Origin of the sequence: Enterobacter sp. JBIWA008, assembly GCF_019968765.1 — a bacterium.
Lineage (GTDB): Bacteria > Pseudomonadota > Gammaproteobacteria > Enterobacterales > Enterobacteriaceae > Enterobacter.
The window spans coordinates 1,307,139-1,331,751 of record NZ_CP074149.1; the positions used below are offsets into that span (position 1 = coordinate 1,307,139).

Below are 24,613 nucleotides of genomic sequence, written 5' to 3' on the forward strand. Positions count from 1 at the left end.
GTGCCGGGTGGCGCTAGCGCTTACCCGGCCTTAATTTCCTGTGAGACCAGAATTATGTTCGACACCCTCTCCAAAGCAGGTAAGTACCTGGGCCAGGCCGCCAAAATGATGATTGGCGTGCCGGACTACGACAACTACGTCGAGCATATGCGCGTCAACCATCCGGACCAGACGCCCATGACCTATGAAGAATTCTTCCGCGACCGCCAGGACGCGCGCTACGGCGGCAAGGGCGGAGCGAAGTGCTGTTAACCCTCTTTCGGTAAATAGAGGCTGATCTGCTCCTGTTTGCAGCCGTAAATGGCTGCCAGCTTTTCACGGGTGCGCTTTTGCGGACGGGAGTCCAGCGCTTCCAGCTGTGACACGGCGGACTGGCTGATGCCGAGTTTCTCCGCCACCTCCTGCTGGGACATGCCGCGTAGGATGCGCCACGCGGCCTGCAGGCTGACGTTCTCGTTATGCATGATGTCGCATACTTCCCCCGGTAGACCTACGTTGTCATAGACGTCTGATTCGTATGGAATATCCTCCCACTCATTTTCATCATCGTCGTCGTACTCCAGCATGGCTAAGCGCATGCGAAAATATTCACCGTAGGGAATGACGACATACTGATTTTTTCCTTCTTCATCCTTTATGAACTGAATAGTCATATTCCGTATGTTCCTCATGAAGGTAGGTGGTAGTTGTCCGGCGTTTTACCGCCACTATGTAGCAGGTATCGCCCGGCGGATCGCCGAAGGTGTAAATGATCCTGTAATCGCCTAATCGCAGCCTGTAATGGTTTTCGGGAAAAGATAATTTCTTGATATCTGAGACCGGCGACGCTTTATCATCCATCTTCTCCAGCCTGAATTTAATGCGGTTCTGATACCGATTATCGATTTTAGAAAATTGCTTCTCTGCTGTTTTTGACCAGACAATCTTCATCCGTACCTCCACTGTACGCCCACACAAAATATAAGGAAATAATAAGACTATTAGATAAATTCCGAATTTCTTATGGGGTACTGTAGAGCGGAGAAAAAACGCAGGTAAGAGGCAAAACGCGAACCGTCGAGAGCGCTCGGAAGGGCCTCTGTCGGGCGACAGAGGCTTGCAGGAAATATGCGATCAGGCGTTCAAGCCGCCGTCCACATCCAGCCCTGTGCCGGAGATCTGCCCGGCAGCCGGGCTGGCAAGAAACGTGACCGCCGCCGCGACGTCTTCCGGCTGGCCGTAGTGCCCCAACGCAATAAGCTGACGCTGCGAGTCAGCCTGTGCCCCGTCTTCCGGGTTCATATCGCTATTGGTGGGGCCGGGGTGCACCAGGTTAACGGTTATGCCGCGCGGTCCTAAATCACGAGCCAGCCCGCGGGTGAGGGAGTTAAGCGCCGATTTGGTCATCGAGTAAACGGCAATGCCCGGCTGCGCCACGCGGTTTGCCAGGCAGCTGCCGATGTTAATGATGCGCCCGCCGTCAGACATGTGCACCAGCGCTTCCTGAATGGCGATCACCACGCCGCGAATGTTGACGTTGATAAGGGCGTCAATATCCGCCAGCGTCATGGACTCCAGCGGGCCGCCGCGCGCGATCCCGGCGTTGTTGACCAGAATATCCAGCCCGCCAAGGGAACGCGCCGCATGGGTGACGGCATCCTGAATCGCTTGCGCGCTGGCGCTGTCCGCCTGCACGGCTTCGCCGTGTCGTCCCAGCGCCTTAATCTCATCGACGACCGCCTGGGCTTTATCGGCAGATTTTTCATACGTAATAATCACATCCGCACCGGCGCGCGCCAGCGACAGGGCAATAGCGCGACCCAACCCGCGGCTGGCACCGGTAACCAGCGCCTTTTTACCTGTTAAATCGATCTGCATGATGACCTCGTTACGAGAGTGGTATGAATCATCATTAGGTATAGACGGTCAGGGCGATTAACGGCTGAAGGATTCCACCTTCTCAAACGCGGCGCGCAGAACGTCAGGCGTTAACGTAATGGGTAAATAATGAATCGACTCCACCGGACGCAGGGTGTGGGCAATCACCTTATCCAGCTCGTCACGGTTGTTGATATCGACGTCCAGCTCGCGAAGCGTGGTCGGCAGGTTAAAACGCCGGTACGCCGTCACCAGCTGCGCCAGCACGTCGTCCTGGCCGAGCAGCGCGCTCTGCACCAGAATGCCGTAGGCCACCTTGGTGCCGTGCAGGTACTTCTCCGTCTGCGGCAGCATGGTCAAACCGTTGTGCACCGCATGCGCTGCCGCCACGCGGGTGTAGCGCTCGCCCAGACCGCCAACCATACCGCCACCGGCGACGATCGCGTCCACCACGTCCCGGAACGCCTGCGTCTGTTCGCCGCGCTGCTGGTCGGCCAGCGCTTCCTCGCTGCGTTCCAGCAGCACGTCGCGGATAGCCAGCGCGCCGTTGATGCCCAGCCGCACGGTCAGCGGCAGGTTTTCCGGCTCAGGTGCTAATACAACGGCTTCGTACCACTTCGCCAGCGTATCGCCGATACCCGCCAGCAGGTATTCCGCCGGGGCGTTGAGCACGATCTGCGGCTCCACCAGCACCAGGAAGTTGGCGTCGTCGAAGATCTCAAAATGCAGCGCCTGGCCGGCATCGTTGTACCAGACGGAAAGCGGGGTCCACGCCGCGCAGGTAGCGGCAATGGTGGGAATGCCGACAAACGGCACCCCTAAGCGGCGCGCCACGGCCTTGACGGTATCTAACACCGCGCCGCCGCCGACGCCAATCACCACGCTGGCGTCGCTGCCGGATTCATTCACCAGATGGGTGACGTCGCGCTCGCTGCAGTGGCCTTTAAACAGCAGGCGTTTCGCCCCCGGCGCGTTAAAGCTCTCCGGCAGGAAAGGGCGCGCGCCTTCGATAGCGCGCTCGCCGTAGATCCACACCGCGCGGGAAAGCTGTTCCGGGGTAAAGAAGTTATCCAGCCGCGCAAGGCTTCCGGAATGAGAGAAGTAGTTCGCCGGGCCAGGCACGACGCGGATATCGGTGTTGCTCATGGTGTTGTCCTTTTTGGGGAAGCGCTAACCCGATGTTATGTCTGGACATCTGGATGGCTAATAATATTTCGCTTTAACTTATGCCTTTTCCGTCGTTGTCAGTCAACCGGAGCTGTGAAAAATTCGATAAATCAGAAGAGTAATGAAGGATTTACGCGGATGGTTTCCAGTCGCCTTGAGATGCGCGGTATCAGCCTGGCCTTTTCCGGCTTTCAGGCGCTGTCGCGCGTGAATTTCACCTTAACCGGCGGGTCCGTACATGCGCTGACCGGTGCCAACGGCGCGGGAAAATCGACGCTGATGGCGGTGCTGTGCGGGACGCACGACCACTATGAGGGCGAAATTTGCATCAACAACCAGCCGGTGAGCATCCGTGAGCCGCTCGATGCCAAACGGCTGGGCATCCACCTCGTACAGCAGGAAGTGGACGTGGCGCTGATCCCGGGGTTAAGCATCGCCGAGAACATCATGCTCGACCAGCTGGCGCTGCCGGGGCATCGCTTCAACTGGCGCGCCATCCGCCAGCAGGCGAGACAGGCGCTGGCGCAGCTCGATATTTCTCTCGACGTTCGCCGTTCCATCGACAGCTGTTCGCTGGCCGAAAAGCAGCAGATTTTGCTGGCACGCGCCTTGTCCCACCACTGCCGTTTTTTGATTCTTGATGAGCCCACCGCGCCGCTGGATGCGCACGAGAGCGAGCGTCTGTTTGCGGTGGTGAGACGTTTAAAGCAGCAGGGCATCGGCGTGGTGTTTATCTCCCACCGCATTCACGAGCTGAAGGCTATCTGCGACACCCTGACGGTGCTTCGCGACGGCAAGCTGATCGAGTCCGGACCGATGGCCGATCTTAGCGGCGAAGCGATCGTCGAGAAGATGCTCGGCCACGTGCTGAGCGATATCTATCCGCCCGCGCGACCGCCGCACGGCGACGAGACGCTGCTGCGGGTGGAAGGTCTGCATGACGACGCGCTGCTAAAAGATATCTCCCTGCACCTGCGCAAAGGCGAAATTCTCGGGATTGCCGGGCTGGCGGGGGCGGGGAAAACCGAACTCTGCAAGGCGCTGTTTGGCGCCACCAAAAGCCGCGTCGCGCGCGGTGAGCTGAATCATCAATCCTGGCAGCCTCGCGATCCGGCCGACTCCGTGCTGCGCGGGCTGGCGCTGGTGCCGGAGGAGCGGCGCAAGGAGGGCATTTTTATCGACGAGCCGGTGAGCATGAACCTTGCCGTGTGCGCCGATAACAGCTTTTCACGCTGGAGCCTGTTTGGCCATCGTCAGGCGTGGCGCTGGGCGGAAGAGGTGATTGCCCGCGTCGGCGTGCGCGCGCGTGGGCCGGGGCAGGTGCTGCGCCGCTTATCTGGCGGCAACCAGCAGAAGGTCGCCATCGGTAAATGGCTGCGCAATGACGCCAGCGTGCTGATATTCGACGAGCCGACCAAAGGCGTGGACGTGAAGGCCAAAACCGACCTGTTCCAGCTGATTGACGGCCTGGCGCGCGAGGGCAAAGGGGTGATTTACGCCTCGGGCGAATTTGCCGAACTGGTGGGACTGTGCGACCGCATCTGCGTCCTGTGGGACGGGCGCATCGTGGCGGAAATCGCCGGGGCAGAGGCCCGGGAAGAGACACTACTTTACTATTCAACCGGAGGAACGGCGTCGTGAGCAAGGCCCTTTCAGTGAACGCGGCGGCGTCTGGCCGTCAGCAGATTTTCGATTTTCTCTACAGGTGGGGCATGCTGTTGACCGTCGTCGCGCTGGTGGCCGTCTTTGGCCTGGCGTCGGACAGCTTCCTCGATCCGAACAACATCATCAATATTCTGCGCTCGATCGCCATCGTGACGGTGATTGCCATTGGCGTGTCGATATCGTTGACCATCGGTGGGTTCGATCTCTCTGTCGGATCGACCGCCTCGCTGGCGAACGCGCTGGTGATTTCCCTTTTCGTCTGGCACGGCTTTGGCACCACCGAGTCGATTCTGATCACCCTCGCGCTCTGCACGCTGGTGGGGCTGTTTAACGCCTTTCTGATCGTCATCCTGCGCATTCCGGACATGCTCGCGACGCTTGCCAGCCTGTTTGTTATCCAGGGCGTGGCGATGACCTACAGCTACGGCGGGTCGATTACCGAGAACATGGTGCTGCCGAGCGGCGACATGGCGGAAGGGACCATTCCGGCGGCGTTCAGCCTGCTGGGGCAGGTGCCGACCATCGTTATTGTCATGCTGGTGGTGACCGTGCTGGCGCAGCTTGGCCTGTCGCTCACAACGCATGGCCGACGCATGTACGCCATTGGCGGTAACCCCGAGGCTGCGCGTCTCTCCGGCATTCGCACCACGCGCTACAAGGTGGCGGCCTACGTGATTGCCTCCCTGCTGGCGGGCCTGGGCGGGATTTTGCTGGCTTCGCGCATCGGTTCGTCGCAGGTGAATGCGGGCGGCGGATACCTGATGGATGCGGTGGCGGCGGCGTGGATTGGCTTCTCGCTGGCCGGGTCCGGCAAACCGAATGCGCTGGGAACCCTGGTCGGGGCGGTCATTCTCGGCGTGCTGTCGAACGGGCTGGTGATGCTCTCGGTGCCGTACTACGCCATGGACATTATAAAAGGGCTGGTGCTCGCGGTGGCGCTGGCGATTACCTACATACAAAAACGCTGACAACACAACGGGATAAAAAATGAAAAAGATTGCACTCTCTTTGGTGGCACTTGGGTTGCTCACTGCTCTGCCAGGCTTCGCGGCTACGCCCGCGCCGCTTCCGGCTGCCATTGCGAACCATGACGGCCCGATCCGCATCGCGGTGATCCGTAACCTTGGCTCAGACGACAACACCACGCAGTTTATTGCGGGGGCAATTCAGGAAGGGAAAAAGCTCGGCTTTAAGGTCAGCACCTTTTTAAGCAACGGGGATGACGCGAAATTCCAGGACTTCGTGAACCAGGCGATCAGCCAGAAGTATGACGGGATTATCCTCTCTCAGGGGCGCGATCCGTACTCCACCGCGCTGGTGAAGAAAGCGGTGGATGCCGGGATTAAAGTCGCCGTCTTTGATACCGCCGTTAACGGCGAGATCCCGGGCGTGACCGTCACCCAGCAGGACGATGCCTCCCTGACGAATCTCTCCTTCGGCCAGCTGGCGAAAGATTTCAACGGCAAGGCCAATATCGTCAAGCTGTGGGTGGCGGGTTTCCCGCCGATGGAGCGTCGTCAGGCAGCCTATAAAGTGCTGCAAAAGCAGTATCCGGACATCAAAGAGCTGGAGTCCATCGGCGCCGTATCCTCTGACGTGCAGGGTGATACCGCCAACAAGGTAGGTGCGATCCTGGCGAAATACCCGAAAGGCAAAATCGACGCCATCTGGGGCACCTGGGACGCCTTTAGCCAGGGCGCGTATAAGGCGCTGAAGGAGAACGGTCGCACCGAGATCAAGCTCTACAGCATCGACATTTCCAACCAGGATCTGCAGCTGATGCGCGAACCGGGCAGCTCATGGAAGGTGAGCGTGGCGGTGGATCCGAAGCTGATTGGCGCGACCAACGTGCGTCTGGTGGCGAACAAGATTGCCGGGGAAGCGACGCCGGCGACCTACGATTTCAAAGCGGCCGCCATTCCGCAGGCGCTGCTGACCGCCCAGCCGGGCCCGGTGAACGTCGCGTCGCTGGGGAAAATTATTCCGGGCTGGGGCCAGACGGAAGATTTTATCGCGCCGTGGTTTGCGACGCTGGAAGCGAAAAATAAATGAGCGTGCTCCCTACGCCCGAATACAGCCGCAATATGCGGCTGATTGGCCATAGCGACCAGGGCGGTCGCCCGGACGGCGTGCAGCTGATGGTGCATCGCGGTTTCGCCTATATCGGCCATATGGTGTCGCAGGGCTTTTCGATTGTCGACGTGCGCGACCCGAAAAACCCGAAAGCGGCGGGCTACGTGCCCGCGCCGCCCGGCACCTGGAACGTGCATCTGCAGGCGCATGACGACCTGCTGCTGGTGATTAACGCCCGGGATCTGTTTGCCGATGCCCGCTTTGCCGACGAGAAGATCTACTACACCCGCCAGGTGGGGGAGACCGTCAGCGACGTGCAGGACAAAGGCTGGAGCGCCGGGCTGCGCGTCTTTGATATCTCCACGCCGGACAGGCCGCGCGAAATCGGCTTTCTGTCGCTGAGCGGCATCGGCATCCACCGCATCTGGTACGTCGGCGGCCGCTGGGCCTACGTGTCGGCGCTGATCGACGGCTTTACCGACTACATTTTCCTGACCATCGATCTGGCCGATCCGCGTAAACCTGAAGTGGCGGGGCGCTGGTGGCTGCCGGGGATGAACCAGGCCGAAGGGGAGAAGCCGAACTGGCCGGAAGGGAAACGCTACGCGCTGCACCACGCGATTATCGCCGGCGACACCGCGTACGGCAGCTGGCGCGACGGCGGCCTGACGCTGCTGGACGTGAAGGATCGTACCCGGCCGACGCTGATTAGCCATCGCAACTGGAGCCCGCCCTTTGGCGGCGGAACGCACACCGCGCTGCCGCTGCCGGACCGCTCCCTGCTGGTGGTGCTGGACGAAGCGGTGCTCGACAACCAGCAAGACGGCGAGAAGCTGATCTGGCTGTTTGATATCCGCGAGCCGGCGAACCCGGTGAGCATCTCCACCTTCCCGCAGCCGGATGAAACCGACTACGTGGCGAAAGGAGCGCATTTCGGCCCGCACAACCTGCACGAGAACCGCCCGGGGAGCTTCGTCAGCTCAACGCTGATTTTTGCGACGTATCAGAACGCGGGCGTGCGCGCGTATGACATCTCTAATCCGTATCGGCCGGTGGAAACCGGCGCGCTGGTGCCCGCCGCGCCGGAGAGAATGATGGACACGCGGCCGAATCGCCCGCAGGTGATCCAGTCGTGCGACGTCTTTGTGGACGCGCAGGGGATTATTTACAGCACGGACTATAACGGTGGGCTGTCGGTGATTGAGTATTTGGGGTAGGCGCGGTTTGATGCCCTCACCCCGGACCGTACACCCACGGGGAGAGGGAGAAAATCAGCTGTACTGCCGCACCCTTGCCACCAGATCTTCCGCGCTGTCGATGCGGTCGGCAATGACAATCAGCGCCTTGCCGAGCGTAATGGCGTGGCGCAGGCATTCGTGGCGCATCGCCTCGTCCTGGATGGTGTCGATATCCGCCACGTGGGAAAGCCCGACGCTGCGGCGAATGAGCTCGGTGCCGCAGAAGCCGATGGCGTCATGCCAGACCTTTTTCAGGAACGCGGAGGCATAGCCCGGTGCGCCGAGCGCGGCGTCGCGCGTTTTCTCGTTTGCCAGCGCCTGGAAGCGTTCCGCGAAGGTGTTCCACAGCTCCTGAATATCGGTCAGACGCTGCTCGCGCGCGGCGGCGGCATCGCGAATGCCCAGGTGCCCCGGCAGGCCGCAGAAGTTCAGCAGCAGGTTGCCGATGGCGGTGCCGACGTCAAAGCCAATCGGGCCAAAGTAGCCGAATTCGGCGTCGATGGCCTTCAGGCTACCGTCGGCCACAAAAATCGACCCGCTGTGAATATCGCCGTGCAGGAGCGCTTCGGCGTGCGAGAAGAAGCGGTGCTTCAGGGAAGCCACGGCAATTTTAAGCTGAGCGTCGTCGCGCAGGGCCGCGACGTCATTTTCCAGCTCTGCCGGGTAGCTGTTGCGTTCGTGGATCTGGTACGGATCGTTGAAGAACAGATCTTCGGTGATCTCGCACATCTCAGGGTTGATGAATTTTGCCACCTGCGCTTTTTTCTCGTGCGGGTGCAGGAAGAAATCGCTGGTGTGGAACAGCGCGTGCGCGAGGTATTCGCCCAGCTGACGCGCCGCCTGCGGGTAATAATTGTTTTTAATCAGCTCGCCGCGCCAGATGCGATGGCTGGAGAGATCTTCCATCACCATCACCGCCAGGTCCGGGTCGAAGTGGTGGATTTTCACGGTGTGCTGCGGGCTGTGCTGGTAGTGCTCGACCAGCGTTTGCGCCTCAAGACGGGCGCGGTCCAGCGTCAGCGGCCAGGACTCGCCGACGCAGCGCACGTAGGGCAGCGCCTGCTTAACGACGATGCGGCTCACGCCCGCGCTGTCGAAAATTTTAAAGACCAGATTAAGGTTGCCGTCGCCCACCTCCTGCGCCTCTACCAGCGATGAAGGATCGTCAAGGCCGCCAAACTGCCTGGCATACTCCACGGCTTCCTGAGCGGTAAAGGTACGGTATTGCGACATGGCCTGCTCCTCACGAGTTTTCTAATTAAGACATGTAGACGTCTATACATCTGGATTTCATCCTGACACAATGTGCTACAACAACGCAACAGGGAATTAACGACATGCAGACATTACAGACGACCAGCCTGCGGGTGGCGGATAATCAGCTCTTTATTCTCGACCAGCAGGCGCTTCCGCAGGAGAAACGCTGGCTGGACGCCTCGACCGTAGAGGCGCTGGTGGGTCACATTCATGCCCTGCGGGTGCGCGGCGCGCCGCTGATTGGTCTTTCTGCAAGCCTGCTCCTGGCGCTGCTGGCGGAAAACGGTAAAAGCCGCGACGAGCTGGCGACGGCGCTGGAAACCCTGCGCGCCTCCCGCCCGACGGCGGTGAACCTGATGAACAATCTCGACCGCATGAAGATTGCGCTGTGGCAGGAAGAGTATGTTCCGGCGCTCGTGGCCGAAGCGCTGCGCCTGATTGACGAAGACAAACGGCTCTGCGACGCGATTGCGAAAGCCGGTAGCGCGCTGGTTAAGCCCGGCAGCCGTCTGCTGACCCACTGCAACACCGGCGGGCTGGCAACGGCGGGCGTCGGCACCGCGCTCGGCGTCATTGCCCGCGCGCATCTGGACGGCAACGTCAGCAGCGTCTGGGTGGATGAAACCCGTCCGCTGCTGCAGGGTGGCAGATTGACCGCGTGGGAGCTTGGCGAGCTGGGCGTGCCGTACAAGCTGATTACCGACTCCATGGCCGCCAGCCTGATGGCGAAAGGTCAGGTAGACGCCGTGTGGGTAGGCGCAGATCGTATTGCCGCCAACGGCGACGTGGCGAACAAGATTGGCACCTATTCCCTGGCGGTGCTGGCGAAATTCCACGGCATTCCGTTCTACGTGGCCGCCCCGCAAACGACCCTCGATCCGGACTGCCCGAACGGTGACGCGATCCCGATTGAGCAGCGTGCTTCCAGCGAGGTGACGGGCGTCGCCGGAAGCTTTGGTGCGGTGCAGTGGGCGCCGGAAAACGCACAGGTCTACAACCCGGCGTTTGACGTTACGCCAGCCTCGTTGATTAGCGGCTGGGTGCTGGATACGGGCGTGGTCACACCGCAAGAGGTGGCGGAAGGGAAATTCGCCTGAGTCCGGCTATCCTTTAAGGGGTTCCCCTGAGAGGACAACATCGTGACGCTCGATCCTGAAACTGACTTAAAACTGGAGCGCGTGGTGGATGCACCGCGCGACCTTCTGTGGCTCTGCTGGACCACGCCGGAACACATCAAAAACTTCTTCATTCCTGCTCCCCATAAGGTGACCGAATGTGACCTCGACCTGCGCGTGGGTGGGCGGTTCAACACCGTGTTTGAGGTGGACGGGCAGCGGATGGATAACCGGGGCGTGTTTCTTGAAATCGATCCCGGCAAAAAGCTGGTCTTTACCGACGGCTATACCGAAGGCTGGAAGCCGGCCGAGAAGCCGTTTATGACGGCGATCCTGCTGCTGGAAGATGTGGGTGAGGGCAAGACCCGCTACACGGCGATTGCGCGTCATCCGACGAAGGAAATCCGCGAGCAGCATGAACAGATGGGCTTCCACGAAGGGTGGGGGATTGTGCTGGATCAGCTGGTGGGGTATGTGAAGAGGCTTAACGCGTAGTGCAGGCTGATGCCCTCACCCCGGCCCTCTCCCACAGGGAGAGGGCGAAAAGATCATGCCAGCCTTGGATACGCATCCGCGATCGCATCCCCTGTAAACTGGGCAACCCAGCCTTCAGGGTTATCGAAAATACGAATGGCGGTGAAGTTCGGCTCTGAGCCCATATCAAACCAGTGCGGCGTGCCTGCGGGAACGGAAATCAGGTCGTTTTTCTCGCACAGCACCTGATACACCTCATCGCCAATGTGCAGACAGAACAGCCCCGCGCCTTCCACGAAGAAGCGCACTTCGTCTTCGCCGTGGGTGTGTTCGTTCAGGAACTTCGCGCGCAGCGCCTCTTTCTGCGGGTTGTCGGCGCGCAGGCTGATTACGTCCCAGCTCTGATAGCCTTTCTCCGCCACCAGCTTGTCGATGGCATGCTGATACGCCGCAATCACGGCTTCGGGCGCGGGATCGTGTCCTAAATCGCGATCCGCAGCCCAGCGTTCAAACCGCACGCCTTTAGCGTTGAGCTGCTGGGCGATCTCCGCGGCGTCGGTGCTGCGCCACTGATGCTGGCTGGCGTCTTTATCGGAATAAATGGTCAATGCGCTCATGAAGGGATCTGCTCCGGATTAATCTCGTCAAACTGGTGGACCTGATGGTGATGGCTTGCGCCGTCATCATCGCCGCGAATCAGCTGCAGGGTGCGAAAACCTGCCCGTTCAGCCGCGTCCAGCTCCTGATGAATATCGGACAGGAACAGGATCTGCGACGGGGCGATGCCCGTTTGCGCCGCAATGTTGTGATACGACTGCACCTCGCGCTTGGCGCCGATGTGGGTATCAAAATAGCCGCTGAACAGATGAGTAATATCACCTTCGTCGCTGTAGCCAAATAACAGTTTCTGCGCGGCGACGGAGCCAGAGGAATAAACATAGAGATCAATCCCTTGCGCTTTCCACTTTTCCAGCGCAGGCAGTACGTCCGGGTATAGGTGGCCGGTAAAGTCGCCGTTCACGTAGCCGTCATGCCAGATGATCCCCTGCAGTGCTTTGAGCGCCGTGGATTTGCGGTCTTCATCCATAAAGGCAAACAGGGCGTCGACAAGCTCGCTGACGCTGGCGTGCGGGTGACCGATTTCATCACGCAGGTTGTCCAGAATGGATTTGACCGGCTCGGCGTACTGCTGCGCGGTCACGAAGGCCGCCAGCCGCTCACGCGCGTAGGGGAACAAAACGTCATGGACAAAACGGATATCGCTGGTGGTTCCTTCAATATCCGTCACAATCGCGCGAATCATACTCTCTCCAGTTGTCGTAAACGCATTTCGCATTCAAATAAGAATTCTAATCCTTCCAGATGACGGCGGGCCTCGGCCACATCGCGTCCCCAGCAGGTTAAGCCATGACCGCGCAGAAGAAAACCATAATTAAGCGGGCGTTCCCGTGCGTAATGGGCGATTCGGGAGGCGAGGACGTCGATATCCTGGTCGTTATCAAAGACCGGGATAGCCACCGTATCCAGGTGCGTGGTCTGTCCGGTGAGGGATTTTTGCATTTCAAAGCCGCTGATGTTGAGTTCGGCTTCTTTCACCAGACGCGACAGCACCGTGGCGTTGACGGTATGAACGTGCAGGACGGCGTTGGCCTCCGGAAACAGACGATAGATTAGTGTGTGAAGCCCCGTTTCGGCTGATGGCTTACGACCAGACGGCGCGCGGTTGGTGGCGATTTCAACCTGCAGAAAATCCTCCGTCGTCAGGCTGCCTTTGTCTTTGCCGGATTCGCTGAGCCAGCAGAGGCGTTCGTCCTGGCGCACCGACATGTTGCCGCCGGTGGCGGGGGCCCAGCCTTTGGCGCCAATCCAGCGGCAGGCGTCGACCAGATGTGTGAGTTGCAGGTTGTCTGTCATTTCCTTTTATCCTCGCGGCCAGGAATATTCATATGGTTTAGACGTCTAAGCGTCTTGATTGCCAAAGACTAACATCGTGTTATAGTGGCAGCAACATAAGTATTACAAGCAGGCACGACATAATGAGCAATAACGCATTGATTCCGCAGAGTAAACTTCCCAATCTCGGGACCACCATCTTTACGCAGATGAGCGCTCTGGCGCAGCAGCACAACGCCATTAACCTTTCTCAGGGCTTTCCGGATTTCGACGGCCCGACCTATCTGCAGGAGCGTCTGGCGTACCACGTGGCGCAGGGGGCGAATCAGTATGCGCCGATGACGGGCGTGCAGGCGCTGCGGGAAGCCATTGCGGATAAAACGGCGGAGCTTTACGGGCATAAGCCCGATGCGAACAGCGACATTACGGTGACGGCAGGGGCGACCGAAGCGCTGTATGCGGCCATCACCGCGCTGGTGCGTACGGGCGATGAAGTTATCTGCTTTGACCCAAGCTACGACAGCTATGCGCCTGCGGTTGAACTCTCCGGCGGCGTGGTGAAGCGCGTGGCGCTTCAGCCGCCGCATTTTCGTCCTGACTGGCAGGCGTTTGCTGCGCTGCTGAGCGACAAAACCCGCCTGGTGATCCTGAATACCCCGCACAATCCGTCGGCGACGGTGTGGCAAAAGGCCGATTTCGCCGCGCTGTGGCAGGCGATTGCGGAACGCGAAATTTACGTCCTGAGCGATGAGGTCTACGAGCACATCTGCTTTGCACAAGAAGGACACGCCAGCGTGCTGGCCCATCAGCAGCTTCGCGAGCGCGCTATCGCCGTCTCGTCATTCGGTAAGACTTACCATATGACCGGCTGGAAAGTGGGCTACTGCGTCGCACCGGCGGCCATCAGCGCCGAGCTTCGCAAGGTGCACCAGTACCTGACCTTTGCCGTGAACACGCCGGCTCAGCTGGCGCTGGCGGATATGCTGCGCGCTGAACCAGGCCATTACCGCGAGCTACCGCACTTCTATCGTGAGCGTCGGGATCTGTTTGTGGCGGCGCTGAGTAAAAGCCGTCTGGAAATTTTGCCCTCAGAAGGGACTTACTTCCTGCTCGCGGACTACAGCGCGATTTCCGATCTCGACGACGTTAGCTTTTGCCAGTGGCTGACAAAAGAGGTGGGCGTGGCCGCCATTCCGCTGTCGGTGTTCTGCGCCGATCCCTTCCCGCATAAGCTGATCCGTCTTTGCTTTGCGAAGCAGGAATCGACGCTGCTGGCGGCAGCAGATCGACTGAACACGCTCTGATTATTTCACCGTCCAGGCTTAAGAGTAACGGCGGTCTGCAAACAGCTCCAGCAGACCGTTTTTCTGGGGGAGCAACGTTTTTGGGGTTGTAGTCATTAGCGGTAATAGCGTCCTGCCTGATCCAGAGGACGCAGTCTATCGGTTGCTCACGAAAAGCATTTATGGCGTTAATTTTCGAGAGTCTATTTTATTCGCTCCCGGAAGGCAGTAAGTATTTTCTGGAGAATAAATACCAGACCGTAGCGCCAGCTTTGAAGAGAAGATTATATTAGTCAATAATTTATTGGATATATGACGGTTGTACTGCGTTATTGTTTATCGGTGGTAAATGTTTTAACGGTGCGGCTCCCATTTTGTGCGCGAGCCGCACCAATATCTCAAGACAAGGATAATTCTTCAATAAAGCTCGCGAATGCCGAGCTATTCAGCGCGGAACGATTGTACATCATGTAAATATCAATGCTGGGGAATTGAATATCTGTTTTTACCTTGCGCAGGTTGAGGGCTGGACCATATTGTTCGAAGGCCGGTGTGGGCACTAATCCTATGAGGTCGGATGAACCGATCGCCGACAGAAGAGATATAAAAGAGTCGCTGCGATAGACGATATTTCTTTGGGTTAACAGGTTTTCGGCCTTTTCCTTATAGTCTTTGAAGCTGTTCTTGTCGTTCAGGTATGCGGTGAAGTTTTCATTCAGAATATCTTCACGCGTAGGATTTTCACTGAGACGGGGATGGCCCTCCCGGCAAACGAGAACTAAAGGAAGTTTATGGTAGAGGCTGCAGGCGATAGAATGACTATTAGAAGAGGAAAACGAAAATATCAAGTCGGCTCTTCTGTAGGTTAAAAGATCTTCCGCAGAATCGGGAGAAAGAAATACATCATGTAATTCAATTGAATAGTTATGGTTATCCATGAGCAGTTTTATAGGGTCAAGCGTTGCTTTCGTACTCATAAAATGCGGGCAGTAAATGACAAAGTTCTTCTTCAACCCGCTGCTGTGCATGATATTGATAGTCTGCTCCAGCTGGTTCAGGTTCTGTTCAAGATGATGATGCAAATTGACGCCGACGGTCGTGGGCGTGATCCCTTTACCGGAACGGATAAACAGAGGATCGTTGAGTTGTCCTCTCAGGCGTTGCAGTGACTGGCTTACGGCGGAGGGGGTGATATACAGCGTCTCGGCGGCTCTACTGATACTAAGGTGTTGGTAAATGCACTCGAAAATGACTAACAGATTAAGATCGAATTTTTTAAGGTCATAGAGATTTGCCATGTTTCGTCCTGAGGGCTGCGTTTGCTGTGGTTATCATATAATTGATAACAATAGTTTGAAGCTAACCACTTACAATCCTTTCGGTTAGCTCTCTTAGTTTTAAATTAAAATCATCTTAATATATCACGGTGGCAGATTGTTGAAATAGCGCTTCAAAGGTGATTAAGATAATTTAATCTTTGAAGAGGGATAAATGTTTTAAATGATAGTTGGCATTTATATATTGCAGTGGTTTTATAATAAAAATAAATCTATAACGCACCGGAATGATGTTCGACACAACCTATCACAGCCATAGGCAGGAATGCTTCTCTTATGGATTGCTCAATCCCTGCGCGGATGGTGTAATCAAAAGGCTGTTACCGCCTTGATATAAAGGGTTGTAGAGCGCAACGCAACGCCAGTTTCGACTGGCACTGAATGTACCTGCGGGGAATTCAGGTATCAGGGCCGCCCGTTGAGGCGGCCTTTTTACTTTCAGACTTTCCTGTAAAGGTTCAACCTGTTGTCTTGTCGACGTTGTAAGGTTTGGCTGATTGATTTGATAAAGCATACGCATTAGCCCCGATGAATAAAGTTGGTTACCTTACATCTCAACGAAAACACGGAGGAAGTACAGATGTCTTTGATTAATACCAAAATTAAACCTTTCAAAAACCAGGCGTTCAAAAACGGTGAGTTCATCGAAGTTACCGAGAAAGATACCGAAGGCCGCTGGAGCGTCTTCTTCTTCTATCCGGCTGACTTTACCTTCGTTTGCCCGACTGAACTGGGTGACGTTGCGGACCATTACGACGAACTGCAGAAGCTGGGCGTAGACGTTTACTCTGTTTCTACCGATACCCACTTCACCCACAAAGCATGGCACAGCAGCTCTGAAACCATCGCAAAAATCAAATACGCGATGATCGGCGACCCGACTGGCGCCCTGACCCGTAACTTCGACAACATGCGTGAAGATGAAGGCCTGGCCGATCGCGCCACCTTCGTTGTTGACCCGCAGGGCATTATCCAGGCTATCGAAGTTACCGCTGAAGGTATCGGCCGTGATGCTTCTGACCTGCTGCGTAAAGTGAAAGCCGCTCAGTACGTGGCTTCTCACCCTGGCGAAGTGTGCCCGGCGAAATGGAAAGAAGGCGAAGCAACGCTGGCTCCATCCTTAGATCTGGTTGGTAAAATCTAAGTTTTGCCCATCCGGCAATCAATGGGCGCACCCGCGCCCATTTCATTCCAGCACCATGATGCAAGTTGCATTCAGGCCGCCCGTATAAGGCAGCTTGCATGATGACGTCTTAAGAGAGGGAACAACAATGCTCGACACAAACATGAAAACCCAGCTCAAGGCCTACCTTGAGAAACTGACCAAACCCGTTGAGCTGATTGCCACGCTGGACGACAGCGCCAAATCGGCAGAGATCAAGGAACTGCTGGCAGAGATCGCCGAGCTGTCACCAAAAGTGACGTTTAAAGAAGATAATGCGCTGCCAGTGCGCAAGCCATCCTTCCTGATCACCAATCCGGGATCTGACCAGGGACCGCGCTTTGCCGGTTCTCCGCTGGGGCATGAATTTACGTCGCTGGTGCTGGCTCTGCTGTGGACCGGTGGTCACCCGTCTAAGGAAGCGCAGGCGCTGCTGGAGCAGATCCGCGATATCGACGGTGATTTCGAGTTTGAAACCTATTACTCGCTCTCCTGCCACAACTGCCCGGACGTGGTGCAGGCGCTGAACCTGATGTCGGTCCTGAACCCGCGCATCAAGCACACGGCGATTGACGGCGGTACATTCCAGAATGAAATCACCGATCGCAACGTGATGGGTGTTCCGGCGGTCTACATGAACGGCAAAGAGTTCGGCCAGGGCCGTATGACTCTGACCGAAATCGTTGCCAAAGTGGATACCGGTGCTGAAAAACGTGCGGCGGAAGAGCTGAACAAACGCGGTGCCTACGACGTGCTGATCGTCGGTTCCGGCCCTGCGGGCGCGGCGGCGGCGGTGTACTCCGCGCGTAAAGGCATTCGCACCGGCCTGATGGGCGAACGCTTTGGCGGCCAGGTGCTCGATACCGTGGACATCGAAAACTACATTTCCGTGCCGAAGACCGAAGGCCAGAAGCTGGCGGGGGCGCTGAAGGCGCACGTCAGCGACTATGACGTAGACGTGATCGACAGCCAGAGCGCCAGCAAGCTGGTTCCGGCAGCGGTCGAGGGTGGTTTACACCAGATTGAAACCGCGTCCGGCGCGGTGCTGAAAGCGCGCAGCATTATCATTGCCACCGGTGCGAAATGGCGCAACATGAACGTCCCGGGCGAAGATCAGTACCGTACCAAAGGCGTGACCTACTGTCCGCACTGCGACGGCCCACTCTTCAAAGGTAAACGCGTGGCGGTTATCGGCGGCGGTAACTCCGGCGTGGAAGCGGCTATCGACCTGGCGGGGATTGTTGAACATGTTACCCTTCTGGAATTCGCTCCAGAGATGAAGGCCGACCAGGTTCTGCAGGATAAAGTTCGCAGCCTGAAAAACGTCGACATCGTACTGAACGCGCAGACCACGGAAGTGAAGGGCGACGGCAGTAAAGTGACCGGTCTGGAATACCGCGACCGCGTGAGCGGCGACGTGCACAGCGTTCAGCTGTCAGGGATCTTCGTGCAGATTGGTCTGCTGCCAAATACCACCTGGCTGGAAGGCGCGATTGAGCGCAACCGCATGGGCGAAATCATCATCGATGCGAAATGTGAAACCAGCGTGAAAGGCGTGTTTGCGGCTGGCGACTGCACCACCGTGCCGTACAAACAGATCATCATTGCCACCGGCGAAGGGGCCAAGGCGTCTCTGAGTTCGTTTGACTATCTGATTCGCACCAAAACCGCATAACAGAAGAAAGTAAGGCTACACCTGCAATAGCGAGAGGCCACCGAAAGGTGGCCTCTTTTTTTATCTTACGACCATCACCGGTATATGGGTGTGACGGATCACGCTGGAGGCGTTAGAGCCCAGCAGATGCGTGGTAATGGAAGGGTTGCGCGAACCGATGACCACCACGTCTGCTTTCAGTTCGTTCGCCAGTTCGTTTACCGCATCGCGTACGCTGCCGAATCTGACGTGCGTTTTGATGCGCGAAGGGTCGATGCTGAAGTGGCTAACCATGGTTTGCAGGCGAGTTTCCGCTTCATGCTGCAAATGCTCCTCGAAGCGACGCACGTCGGCGGCAAAGCGGTGCAGGCTAAGGCTGGCGGAGCCCGGCAGGACATGCAAAAGATGGATGACTCCGTCCTGCTGCGCCAGGAACTCCGCATGGCGAACGGCCTTGTCGCTCAGCTCCATCTCAAAAACATCAACCGGCATAATGATTCTCTGATACATACCCGTTTCTCCTTGTTTATAAACGCTGAACTCATTCGACCATAAAATATAAATGGTTTCTGTAAGCGCCCCGTCAGTTTTCTTATATCGCTAGGGAAAATCTCAAAAGAGCGCAATTTCCGCATTCACCAGTGGCGTTCAAGATAAAGCACGGCCGTGACGATAATCGCCGCAATAATCAGAAAAATAAGTGTGATAGCCAGTATCTCACTCATGACCGTCCCCACGGCACCAAAACAGATTAAGCGTGGATTAAGGGCTTTTTGCGCGATATAAGAAATTGGGGTGAATTTGCGGAAAGAGGATGCGGCTGCATCCTCTGTGCAAAGCGGGTGGGCGCTTGTTCAGAAGGGGGTTAACGCAGGTAATCGCCCGCGGCTTCTGGCTGGTAGAGCAACGCCAGCACTTCCAGATGGGCAGAGGCGCCACCCGGTAATTCCCAGTGGATGGTATCACCTGTGCGAAGCCCCAGCAGTGCGGCACCCACGGGTGCCAGAACAGAAAGCTGCGCGCTGCTGTCGGTCATCTGAGCCGGGTAAACCAGCGTGCGGGTCAACTCTTCACCGGTGGTCAGGTTGCGGAATTTTACCTGGCTGTTCATGGTGACCACGTCATGCGGCATCGACTCTGGCGTGCACATCTGCGCCCGGTCGAGCTCCTCATTCAGGGCGTCGGCCACGGGAAGTGAGGCAAACTCTGCTTTTTCCAGCAGCCTGTCGATACGTTCTGCGTCGAGCTCATTGATGATAATTGTAGGTCTGGACATTTTTACTCCATGTCGTTAATGCTGCGTGTAACGCAGAAACCGATCCAAAAGAAAACCCTCGCCGTCTGGCAGCGAGGGTTTAACTCTCACGATGATACTGGCTGAGCGCGCAAGTTTGAAGTGATGAAGGTCACATTCATAGCCCATATGAATTTTCGCTGAAATTTATTCAGTCTTCATTCCGGGTGGAATACGCTACGCTGAATGTCCTGAATCAGGGCGTTGCCCACCAACGAGAGAGAACTATGTATTTCTACCAACCGTCTCAGGGGCATGGCCTGCCGCATGACCCGCTGAATGCCATTATTGGTCCACGTCCGATAGGCTGGATCTCCTCATGCGATAGGGCAGGTCAGTTGAACCTCGCGCCGTATAGTTTCTTTAACTGCTTTAACTATCGCCCGCCGATCATCGGTTTTTCCAGCAACGGCTGGAAGGACAGCGTGCGTAATATTACCGAAACCGGGGAGTTTGTCTGGAACCTGGCGACGCGCGATCTCGCCCAGGCGATGAATCAAACCTCCGCGATGCTTCCTCACGATCGGGATGAGTTTAGCTTCGCCGGCCTCACGCCAGCGGCCAGCCAGTTGGTTAACGCGCCCCGCGTCGCAGAAAGCCCGGTGAACTTTGAGTGCCGCCTGTCGCAGTGTATTCAGCTTACCGGTGCTGATGGTACACCGGTCGATACATGGCTGGTATTGGGGGAGGTGGTTGGTATCCATATTGCCGAAACGCTGCTGGAAGAAGGGATATACCAGACTGCGAAAGCGCAGCCCATCCTGCGTGCGGGTGGGCCGACGGCGTATTATGGCATCAGTGACGAAAACCGGTTTGATATGGTGCGCCCGGGCGCGGATCAATAACCGGCTTTATCGATCACGAATTGTTTTCCGCAGTTACCCGGATGTGGCTGCGGTGCAAATGATGCCGTAGAAAGCGGGTTGTTAATGGCGTTTGCCTTCAGCGAAATCTGCATCTCGGTCAGATACGCCGGATTGCCGTTGCAGGTCAGCTTGATCGCTTTGATGTTCTCCTTGCCCCAGCTTTTGGCAACGGCACTGTCAAAGTCGCTGCGATTGACGGTTTTCCCGTAGTTATCGGCGAGGAATTTACCGACCGCGCTGTTTTTAACTTCCTGATTCATCCGCACCATCGTGCCGAAATAGGCATCCGGATCGAAACCAAAGCAGACGCCATGTTTGGCATATTCATAACGTTCCAGGCACGAATTACCGCCCGCGCCCGGCATCACGTCGTTGAGCTTTGCGGCAGCGGAAAGCGACAGTCCTGTTTCGGCGGCATCGCATTTGCGGCTGGCCTTCACTTCCGGCATGTTCGGAATAGGGCGCGTGGCGCAGCCAAAACGCATCCATCGACGCTCATCCACGCCGCGTGCGGCAATAGATTTCGGCAGGCCAGGCCATAGACCGTGAACGGTCAGAAAATCAGCTTTATTATCGCGCTCTTTTTGCAGGCGACATTCGTCAGGTTCATTGCGGTTGCGCTCGACCATGCTCTGGCAAAACCCGGTTTGCCAGGAGAGAGCCAGTACATAGCGATCGAAATCGCCATACTGTGTTGCCTTCAGCGGTTCCGCCTGTGCGGAGAAGATACAGAGAGCAAGCGCCATTGCGCCAGACGGGATGACGATATCCTTTCTGAACATATGATTTCCTGATCGAATGAGGATGATTTATTTCTGGACGTTATTAAAACACAAAAAGCGCCCGCAGGCGCTTTTTGGATATCCCTAATTTAGCTTAGGCCGCGCCGGGTACCAGCACTTCCGTGGCGATAATCACGATAATCAGACCAACCATAACGGGCACCGAGGTGCATTTGACGACTTCAAATGGCGAGATTTTCGCCATCCCGGCAACGGCGACGACCACACCCGACACCGGCGAAATGGTACGGCCCAGGTTTGACGCCTGCAGCATGGGAATGGAGAGATAAGCCGGGTTAATACCGGATGAGTGGGCCAGTTTCGGGATCATCTCAACGAAAGCGTAGAAGGGCGCATTACCGGAACCGGTGGTCATGGCCGCCAGCATGGTGAGCACCACCAGAACCAGCATCAGGATAATACTGGCCGAGCCGAACGAGGTGGCGATAGATATCAGGCTCTGGATAAAGCCGATTGTGCTCAGACCCTGGGCAAAAACGCCTGCCGCAACCAGCAGCATCACCACGCCGGCGAAGGCATCCGCCATACCGCGATACGCCACTTCCAGACCCGAGAAGACTTTTTGCGTGTTAAAACCGCGTACAAACTCCAGCAGGGCGGCCAGCAGCATACAGATGACCAGAATGGTGATGATGTGCAGCTGCGGACCCCATTTGCCGTCAAAAATCAGCACTCCGACGATCGGGGTGAACGGCAGAATGGCATAGAATGCGGGAGCGGTCGTGGTGATTTCACTTACGTCCATCATTTCATGGCTGATGTTCTCTTTCTTATCGAGATAGCGCTGCCAGAAGAAATGCGCGATCCCCATGCCCACTATGGCAACGATTGAGATCGGTAATGTGGTTTTAAAGGCGAAGTCGATGAGTGACATCTCCGCCGCCTTTGCCGCCAGCACGACGTCGCCGGAGGTCGGGGAGAGAATAATGGCTGCCGGAGACGCGCAAATTGCCGCTGCCGCGCCACGGCTGATACCGACGTTCACCATGACCGGGAACAGCGTCGCCATGAGCAGTACGCCAAGTCCGGTAGCTGACGAAACGGCCAGTGACATCAGGCAGGCGAGGAAATAGGCGGCGACCATCAGCAGATACGGCGAGTTGATGTACTGCAGGGGTTTGGAGGCAAGCTTAACAACCATGTCGTTGGCGCCGATGTGGGTCATGTAGGCTGCAAAACCGCACAGCATCATGATCATCATGCCCAGATCGCCGCCGCGGCTCATGAGCAATATTTTAACGTATTCAACAATATCTGTAGCGGTGTAACCGGTGCTGGTCGCGCTGGCAGGTAACAGCTGGTGCCCCATTATTGCGCTGATAATCAGCAGCGTTAAACCGCCAACAAATAATACTCCCGTGGCCGAGTAGCCTTTAATGATGTAGCGTGCGACGCCGACAATGACGACGGCTCCAATAAGGAGTTCGAATAACGTAAGCATGATTTCCCCTGTATCTCTGCTGCAATGGAGCACAAAAAATCAATAAAAAAAGAAGGATGAAAATGTGCCGAATAAATGGCCTGTTCTTGCTGATTAAAATCAATAAACATACGACTAAAGAACAGAACAACCGTGTTTTTGCCATGGCCCATACATTTACGTCATGAGGCCCTTGACCGTCAGAAATAGTGCAACATGTACTGGTAATGATAACAAATTGTTAATTTTTTGTATGGTTTTACATATCCCTGATTAAGAATGCTAAATGATAAAAGTCACACCCCTTGTGGGCTTATTTAAACGTATCGTCGGCTTTCTTTAAGAATATTCCCGGAAAGAGGCCGAATAATTAGGAATAACGCCGATGTCGTTAAGCCTTTATTCAACTATGTTGTGGTAAACTTTACCTCGAATACTAAGAATGGTAATTGCATTGTGATCGTACGTAATACATTTTTCGCTATTTTGTTGTTTATTTTTGGGCAGTTAACGTTTTCTTCGGTTGCACAGGCAGATGGCAACGCGGCAGATAAAGGCTGGTTCTCAACCTTTACGGATAATGTTTCCCAGACCTGGACGGCACCTGAACATTATGATCTCTATGTTCCGGCAATAACGTGGCATGCGCGTTTTGCTTATGACAAAGAGAAAACCGATAAATACAACGAGCGTCCATGGGGCGCGGGTTTTGGTCAGTCGCGCTGGGATGAAAAGGGAAACTGGCATGGCATCTATCTGATGGCCTTCAAAGACTCGTTTAATAAATGGGAGCCGATCGGGGGTTATGGTTGGGAGAAAACCTGGCGTCCGCTAGCGGACGAGAACTTCCACGTCGGTCTGGGGTATACCGCCGGGGTCACTGCACGTGATAACTGGAACTACATTCCGATTCCGGTGCTGCTGCCTTTGGCCTCTATTGGCTATGGGCCCGCAACGTTCCAGATGACCTACATCCCGGGTACGTACAACAACGGTAACGTTTACTTTGCCTGGATGCGTTTTCAGTTTTAACTGACAAAACGTTACAAGCTGGTGATAAAACGCGCAGATGTTGATTCATAAGCGATAAAAATCTGACAGTGAAAATTAACGCGACTTTAGTCACTTTTTATCAAAGATCCGCTGGACAAAAGGTCCCACAATTGATGTACTGGTAACCGACACAGCATTTGTGTCGTTTTTTAATGTAAAGGTAATTTTGATGTCTAAGATTAAAGGTAACGTTAAGTGGTTTAATGAGTCCAAAGGATTCGGTTTCATTACTCCTGAAGATGGCAGCAAAGACGTGTTCGTACACTTCTCTGCAATCCAGTCTAATGGTTTCAAAACTCTGGCTGAAGGTCAGCGTGTAGAGTTCGAAATCACTAACGGTGCCAAAGGCCCTTCTGCTGCTAACGTAATCGCGCTGTAATTCAGACGCGTCAGCAAGAATTTCAAAACCCGCTCACTGAGCGGGTTTTTTTCGTTTTGAATCAGCAAAGCAGATACATTTTCAGGAAGCTGGCAACGATCAGCACGCTCAACAACACCATTCCTGCGCTCATCAGACTCTGTTTCATTCTGTCACCCTCGTTCAGTACTGCATTCAGGGTGACAGAGAAAAATTAAGCCAACATTAACAGTTCGGCTGTTAATGCGCGCTTGCGGAAGAAAATAGCCAAAATGCGATCCCCGTCATCGCAAAGGAGCCGAGCATGTTAACCGCAATATTCATCAACGCCCACCCGATACGGCCTTCCTGAAAGAGAAAAACCGTTTCCGCAGAAAAGGTTGAGAAGGTGGTTAACCCGCCGCAGAATCCGGTGGTAATCAATACCTTCCACATTGGGTCGATGTGCGTCATTCGGTTAAACCAGGCCAGCCCCATGCCGATGATAAAGGCACCAATCAGGTTTGCGGCAAGCGTCCCCATGGGAATCGCCTGATGCAGGGGGTTAAACCGCATACTCAGAAACCATCGCGCAACGCTACCCGTTCCCCCACCAATAAAAACGGCTAAAAGTAGTTGTAACACGCTAAATACCTGCTATTTGA

28 protein-coding genes are annotated in these 24,613 nt (G+C 56.0%); 13 read left to right on the plus strand and 15 right to left on the minus strand.

What is annotated here, in order from left to right:
- The first annotated feature begins 54 nt into the window (after nt 1–54).
- Nucleotides 55–252, plus strand: a complete 198-nt coding sequence (locus tag KGP24_RS06350; RefSeq protein ID WP_006809671.1) for a YbdD/YjiX family protein — start codon at nt 55–57, stop codon at nt 250–252.
- Here the strand turns inward: KGP24_RS06350 and KGP24_RS06355 are convergent.
- The 4 genes from KGP24_RS06355 to KGP24_RS06370 form a co-directional block, all read right to left on the minus strand.
- Nucleotides 249–653 (minus strand): helix-turn-helix transcriptional regulator, encoded by a 405-nt coding sequence (locus tag KGP24_RS06355; RefSeq protein WP_223562737.1) that lies wholly within the window; start codon nt 651–653, stop codon nt 249–251. The two genes, KGP24_RS06350 and KGP24_RS06355, sit on opposite strands and share 4 nt — an antisense overlap.
- A complete protein-coding gene (locus KGP24_RS06360; protein WP_223562738.1) occupies nt 628–930 on the minus strand; it encodes a type II toxin-antitoxin system RelE/ParE family toxin in 303 nt (100 codons plus the stop codon). Before KGP24_RS06360 ends, KGP24_RS06355 begins: the two co-directional genes overlap by 26 nt.
- Before the next feature lie 183 nt (nt 931–1,113).
- Nucleotides 1,114–1,857 (minus strand): 3-oxoacyl-ACP reductase family protein, encoded by a 744-nt coding sequence (locus KGP24_RS06365; RefSeq protein ID WP_223562739.1) that lies wholly within the window; start codon nt 1,855–1,857, stop codon nt 1,114–1,116.
- A gap of 57 nt (nt 1,858–1,914) precedes the next feature.
- Complete coding sequence (locus KGP24_RS06370; RefSeq protein ID WP_223562740.1) at nt 1,915–3,003, minus strand: oxidoreductase; 1,089 nt, start codon at nt 3,001–3,003, stop codon at nt 1,915–1,917.
- 159 nt (nt 3,004–3,162) lie between these two features.
- On the opposite strand from KGP24_RS06370, the gene KGP24_RS06375 reads away from it, so the two are divergent.
- The 4 genes from KGP24_RS06375 to KGP24_RS06390 are packed head-to-tail and all read left to right on the plus strand — an operon-like array spanning nt 3,163 to nt 7,979.
- The gene (locus tag KGP24_RS06375) at nt 3,163–4,665 is read left to right on the plus strand and encodes a sugar ABC transporter ATP-binding protein (protein WP_223562741.1); all 1,503 of its coding nucleotides are present in this window, start codon (nt 3,163–3,165) and stop codon (nt 4,663–4,665) included.
- Nucleotides 4,662–5,657, plus strand: coding sequence for an ABC transporter permease (locus KGP24_RS06380; RefSeq protein ID WP_023334863.1), 996 nt, complete (start codon nt 4,662–4,664; stop codon nt 5,655–5,657). Before KGP24_RS06375 ends, KGP24_RS06380 begins: the two co-directional genes overlap by 4 nt.
- Nucleotides 5,658–5,676: 19 nt before the next feature.
- On the plus strand, nt 5,677–6,741 hold the full coding sequence (locus KGP24_RS06385) for a sugar ABC transporter substrate-binding protein (protein WP_223562742.1): 1,065 nt from the start codon (nt 5,677–5,679) through the stop codon (nt 6,739–6,741).
- Nucleotides 6,738–7,979, plus strand: coding sequence for an LVIVD repeat-containing protein (locus tag KGP24_RS06390; protein ID WP_223562743.1), 1,242 nt, complete (start codon nt 6,738–6,740; stop codon nt 7,977–7,979). Before KGP24_RS06385 ends, KGP24_RS06390 begins: the two co-directional genes overlap by 4 nt.
- A gap of 54 nt (nt 7,980–8,033) precedes the next feature.
- On the opposite strand, the gene mtnK is transcribed toward KGP24_RS06390, so the two are convergent.
- Nucleotides 8,034–9,233 (minus strand): S-methyl-5-thioribose kinase, encoded by a 1,200-nt coding sequence (gene mtnK, locus KGP24_RS06395; RefSeq protein WP_223562744.1) that lies wholly within the window; start codon nt 9,231–9,233, stop codon nt 8,034–8,036.
- A 104-nt stretch (nt 9,234–9,337) separates the two neighbouring features.
- Here mtnK and mtnA point away from each other — a divergent pair, with 104 nt between their 5' ends.
- Entirely contained in the window at nt 9,338–10,354 is a 1,017-nt protein-coding gene (gene mtnA / locus KGP24_RS06400; RefSeq protein ID WP_223562745.1) for an S-methyl-5-thioribose-1-phosphate isomerase, read from the plus strand.
- Between the two features lie 42 nt (nt 10,355–10,396).
- A complete protein-coding gene (locus KGP24_RS06405) occupies nt 10,397–10,867 on the plus strand; it encodes an SRPBCC family protein (protein ID WP_223562746.1) in 471 nt (156 codons plus the stop codon).
- A 53-nt stretch (nt 10,868–10,920) separates the two neighbouring features.
- Here KGP24_RS06405 and KGP24_RS06410 read toward each other — a convergent pair whose 3' ends face one another.
- The 3 genes from KGP24_RS06410 to KGP24_RS06420 are packed head-to-tail and all read right to left on the minus strand — an operon-like array spanning nt 10,921 to nt 12,760.
- Nucleotides 10,921–11,463 carry an acireductone dioxygenase gene (locus tag KGP24_RS06410; protein WP_223562747.1) on the minus strand — a complete coding sequence of 181 codons (543 nt, stop codon included), beginning with the start codon at nt 11,461–11,463 and terminating at the stop codon, nt 10,921–10,923.
- On the minus strand, nt 11,460–12,149 hold the full coding sequence (gene mtnC, locus KGP24_RS06415) for an acireductone synthase (RefSeq protein WP_223562748.1): 690 nt from the start codon (nt 12,147–12,149) through the stop codon (nt 11,460–11,462). The genes KGP24_RS06410 and mtnC overlap by 4 nt, the downstream gene beginning before the upstream one ends.
- Complete coding sequence (locus KGP24_RS06420; RefSeq protein WP_223562749.1) at nt 12,146–12,760, minus strand: methylthioribulose 1-phosphate dehydratase; 615 nt, start codon at nt 12,758–12,760, stop codon at nt 12,146–12,148. Before KGP24_RS06420 ends, mtnC begins: the two co-directional genes overlap by 4 nt.
- Before the next feature lie 122 nt (nt 12,761–12,882).
- On the opposite strand from KGP24_RS06420, the gene KGP24_RS06425 reads away from it, so the two are divergent.
- Nucleotides 12,883–14,043, plus strand: a complete 1,161-nt coding sequence (locus KGP24_RS06425) for a pyridoxal phosphate-dependent aminotransferase (protein ID WP_223562750.1) — start codon at nt 12,883–12,885, stop codon at nt 14,041–14,043.
- A 377-nt stretch (nt 14,044–14,420) separates the two neighbouring features.
- Here the strand turns inward: KGP24_RS06425 and KGP24_RS06430 are convergent, their stop codons facing one another.
- Nucleotides 14,421–15,320: a LysR family transcriptional regulator gene (locus KGP24_RS06430; protein WP_223562751.1), complete on the minus strand. Its 900-nt coding sequence runs from the start codon at nt 15,318–15,320 to the stop codon at nt 14,421–14,423.
- Nucleotides 15,321–15,939: 619 nt separating this feature from the next.
- On the opposite strand from KGP24_RS06430, the gene ahpC reads away from it, so the two are divergent.
- A complete protein-coding gene (ahpC, locus tag KGP24_RS06435; protein ID WP_008501015.1) occupies nt 15,940–16,503 on the plus strand; it encodes an alkyl hydroperoxide reductase subunit C in 564 nt (187 codons plus the stop codon).
- A 127-nt stretch (nt 16,504–16,630) separates the two neighbouring features.
- Nucleotides 16,631–18,196, plus strand: coding sequence for an alkyl hydroperoxide reductase subunit F (ahpF, locus tag KGP24_RS06440; RefSeq protein WP_223562752.1), 1,566 nt, complete (start codon nt 16,631–16,633; stop codon nt 18,194–18,196).
- 60 nt (nt 18,197–18,256) lie between these two features.
- Here ahpF and uspG read toward each other — a convergent pair whose 3' ends face one another.
- The 3 genes from uspG to rnk form a co-directional block, all read right to left on the minus strand.
- Complete coding sequence (gene uspG / locus KGP24_RS06445) at nt 18,257–18,685, minus strand: universal stress protein UspG (protein WP_023310731.1); 429 nt, start codon at nt 18,683–18,685, stop codon at nt 18,257–18,259.
- Between the two features lie 125 nt (nt 18,686–18,810).
- Nucleotides 18,811–18,900, minus strand: a complete 90-nt coding sequence (gene yldA / locus KGP24_RS24745; protein WP_023334879.1) for a small membrane protein YldA — start codon at nt 18,898–18,900, stop codon at nt 18,811–18,813.
- Nucleotides 18,901–19,040: 140 nt separating this feature from the next.
- Nucleotides 19,041–19,451, minus strand: coding sequence for a nucleoside diphosphate kinase regulator (rnk, locus tag KGP24_RS06450; RefSeq protein ID WP_023334880.1), 411 nt, complete (start codon nt 19,449–19,451; stop codon nt 19,041–19,043).
- A 245-nt stretch (nt 19,452–19,696) separates the two neighbouring features.
- On the opposite strand from rnk, the gene KGP24_RS06455 reads away from it, so the two are divergent.
- Nucleotides 19,697–20,314 carry a flavin reductase family protein gene (locus KGP24_RS06455; RefSeq protein WP_223562753.1) on the plus strand — a complete coding sequence of 206 codons (618 nt, stop codon included), beginning with the start codon at nt 19,697–19,699 and terminating at the stop codon, nt 20,312–20,314.
- Here the strand turns inward: KGP24_RS06455 and rna are convergent.
- A complete protein-coding gene (gene rna / locus KGP24_RS06460) occupies nt 20,308–21,117 on the minus strand; it encodes a ribonuclease I (RefSeq protein WP_223562754.1) in 810 nt (269 codons plus the stop codon). The genes KGP24_RS06455 and rna overlap by 7 nt on opposite strands.
- A gap of 94 nt (nt 21,118–21,211) precedes the next feature.
- Nucleotides 21,212–22,579 carry an anaerobic C4-dicarboxylate transporter DcuC gene (gene dcuC / locus KGP24_RS06465; RefSeq protein ID WP_223562755.1) on the minus strand — a complete coding sequence of 456 codons (1,368 nt, stop codon included), beginning with the start codon at nt 22,577–22,579 and terminating at the stop codon, nt 21,212–21,214.
- A gap of 435 nt (nt 22,580–23,014) precedes the next feature.
- On the opposite strand from dcuC, the gene pagP reads away from it, so the two are divergent.
- Both pagP and cspE read left to right on the plus strand, forming a co-directional pair.
- Complete coding sequence (pagP, locus tag KGP24_RS06470) at nt 23,015–23,590, plus strand: lipid IV(A) palmitoyltransferase PagP (protein ID WP_348984483.1); 576 nt, start codon at nt 23,015–23,017, stop codon at nt 23,588–23,590.
- Between the two features lie 190 nt (nt 23,591–23,780).
- The gene (gene cspE, locus KGP24_RS06475; protein ID WP_002439184.1) at nt 23,781–23,990 is read left to right on the plus strand and encodes a transcription antiterminator/RNA stability regulator CspE; all 210 of its coding nucleotides are present in this window, start codon (nt 23,781–23,783) and stop codon (nt 23,988–23,990) included.
- A 219-nt stretch (nt 23,991–24,209) separates the two neighbouring features.
- Here cspE and crcB read toward each other — a convergent pair whose 3' ends face one another.
- On the minus strand, nt 24,210–24,593 hold the full coding sequence (gene crcB, locus KGP24_RS06480; RefSeq protein ID WP_223562756.1) for a fluoride efflux transporter CrcB: 384 nt from the start codon (nt 24,591–24,593) through the stop codon (nt 24,210–24,212).
- Nucleotides 24,594–24,613 lie beyond the last annotated feature (20 nt).

What these genes read in the sequence shown, in the direction of transcription:
- KGP24_RS06350 (WP_006809671.1), top strand. Translation starts at nt 55, where the DNA reads ATGTTCGACACCCTCTCCAAAGCAGGTAAGTACCTGGGCCAGGCCGCC.
- KGP24_RS06355 (WP_223562737.1), bottom strand. Translation starts at nt 653, where the DNA reads ATGACTATTCAGTTCATAAAGGATGAAGAAGGAAAAAATCAGTATGTC.
- KGP24_RS06360 (WP_223562738.1), bottom strand. Translation starts at nt 930, where the DNA reads ATGAAGATTGTCTGGTCAAAAACAGCAGAGAAGCAATTTTCTAAAATC.
- KGP24_RS06365 (WP_223562739.1), bottom strand. Translation starts at nt 1,857, where the DNA reads ATGCAGATCGATTTAACAGGTAAAAAGGCGCTGGTTACCGGTGCCAGC.
- KGP24_RS06370 (WP_223562740.1), bottom strand. Translation starts at nt 3,003, where the DNA reads ATGAGCAACACCGATATCCGCGTCGTGCCTGGCCCGGCGAACTACTTC.
- KGP24_RS06375 (WP_223562741.1), top strand. Translation starts at nt 3,163, where the DNA reads ATGGTTTCCAGTCGCCTTGAGATGCGCGGTATCAGCCTGGCCTTTTCC.
- KGP24_RS06385 (WP_223562742.1), top strand. Translation starts at nt 5,677, where the DNA reads ATGAAAAAGATTGCACTCTCTTTGGTGGCACTTGGGTTGCTCACTGCT.
- KGP24_RS06390 (WP_223562743.1), top strand. Translation starts at nt 6,738, where the DNA reads ATGAGCGTGCTCCCTACGCCCGAATACAGCCGCAATATGCGGCTGATT.
- mtnK (WP_223562744.1), bottom strand. Translation starts at nt 9,233, where the DNA reads ATGTCGCAATACCGTACCTTTACCGCTCAGGAAGCCGTGGAGTATGCC.
- mtnA (WP_223562745.1), top strand. Translation starts at nt 9,338, where the DNA reads ATGCAGACATTACAGACGACCAGCCTGCGGGTGGCGGATAATCAGCTC.
- KGP24_RS06410 (WP_223562747.1), bottom strand. Translation starts at nt 11,463, where the DNA reads ATGAGCGCATTGACCATTTATTCCGATAAAGACGCCAGCCAGCATCAG.
- mtnC (WP_223562748.1), bottom strand. Translation starts at nt 12,149, where the DNA reads ATGATTCGCGCGATTGTGACGGATATTGAAGGAACCACCAGCGATATC.
- KGP24_RS06420 (WP_223562749.1), bottom strand. Translation starts at nt 12,760, where the DNA reads ATGACAGACAACCTGCAACTCACACATCTGGTCGACGCCTGCCGCTGG.
- KGP24_RS06425 (WP_223562750.1), top strand. Translation starts at nt 12,883, where the DNA reads ATGAGCAATAACGCATTGATTCCGCAGAGTAAACTTCCCAATCTCGGG.
- KGP24_RS06430 (WP_223562751.1), bottom strand. Translation starts at nt 15,320, where the DNA reads ATGGCAAATCTCTATGACCTTAAAAAATTCGATCTTAATCTGTTAGTC.
- ahpC (WP_008501015.1), top strand. Translation starts at nt 15,940, where the DNA reads ATGTCTTTGATTAATACCAAAATTAAACCTTTCAAAAACCAGGCGTTC.
- ahpF (WP_223562752.1), top strand. Translation starts at nt 16,631, where the DNA reads ATGCTCGACACAAACATGAAAACCCAGCTCAAGGCCTACCTTGAGAAA.
- uspG (WP_023310731.1), bottom strand. Translation starts at nt 18,685, where the DNA reads ATGTATCAGAGAATCATTATGCCGGTTGATGTTTTTGAGATGGAGCTG.
- yldA (WP_023334879.1), bottom strand. Translation starts at nt 18,900, where the DNA reads ATGAGTGAGATACTGGCTATCACACTTATTTTTCTGATTATTGCGGCG.
- rnk (WP_023334880.1), bottom strand. Translation starts at nt 19,451, where the DNA reads ATGTCCAGACCTACAATTATCATCAATGAGCTCGACGCAGAACGTATC.
- KGP24_RS06455 (WP_223562753.1), top strand. Translation starts at nt 19,697, where the DNA reads ATGTATTTCTACCAACCGTCTCAGGGGCATGGCCTGCCGCATGACCCG.
- rna (WP_223562754.1), bottom strand. Translation starts at nt 21,117, where the DNA reads ATGTTCAGAAAGGATATCGTCATCCCGTCTGGCGCAATGGCGCTTGCT.
- dcuC (WP_223562755.1), bottom strand. Translation starts at nt 22,579, where the DNA reads ATGCTTACGTTATTCGAACTCCTTATTGGAGCCGTCGTCATTGTCGGC.
- cspE (WP_002439184.1), top strand. Translation starts at nt 23,781, where the DNA reads ATGTCTAAGATTAAAGGTAACGTTAAGTGGTTTAATGAGTCCAAAGGA.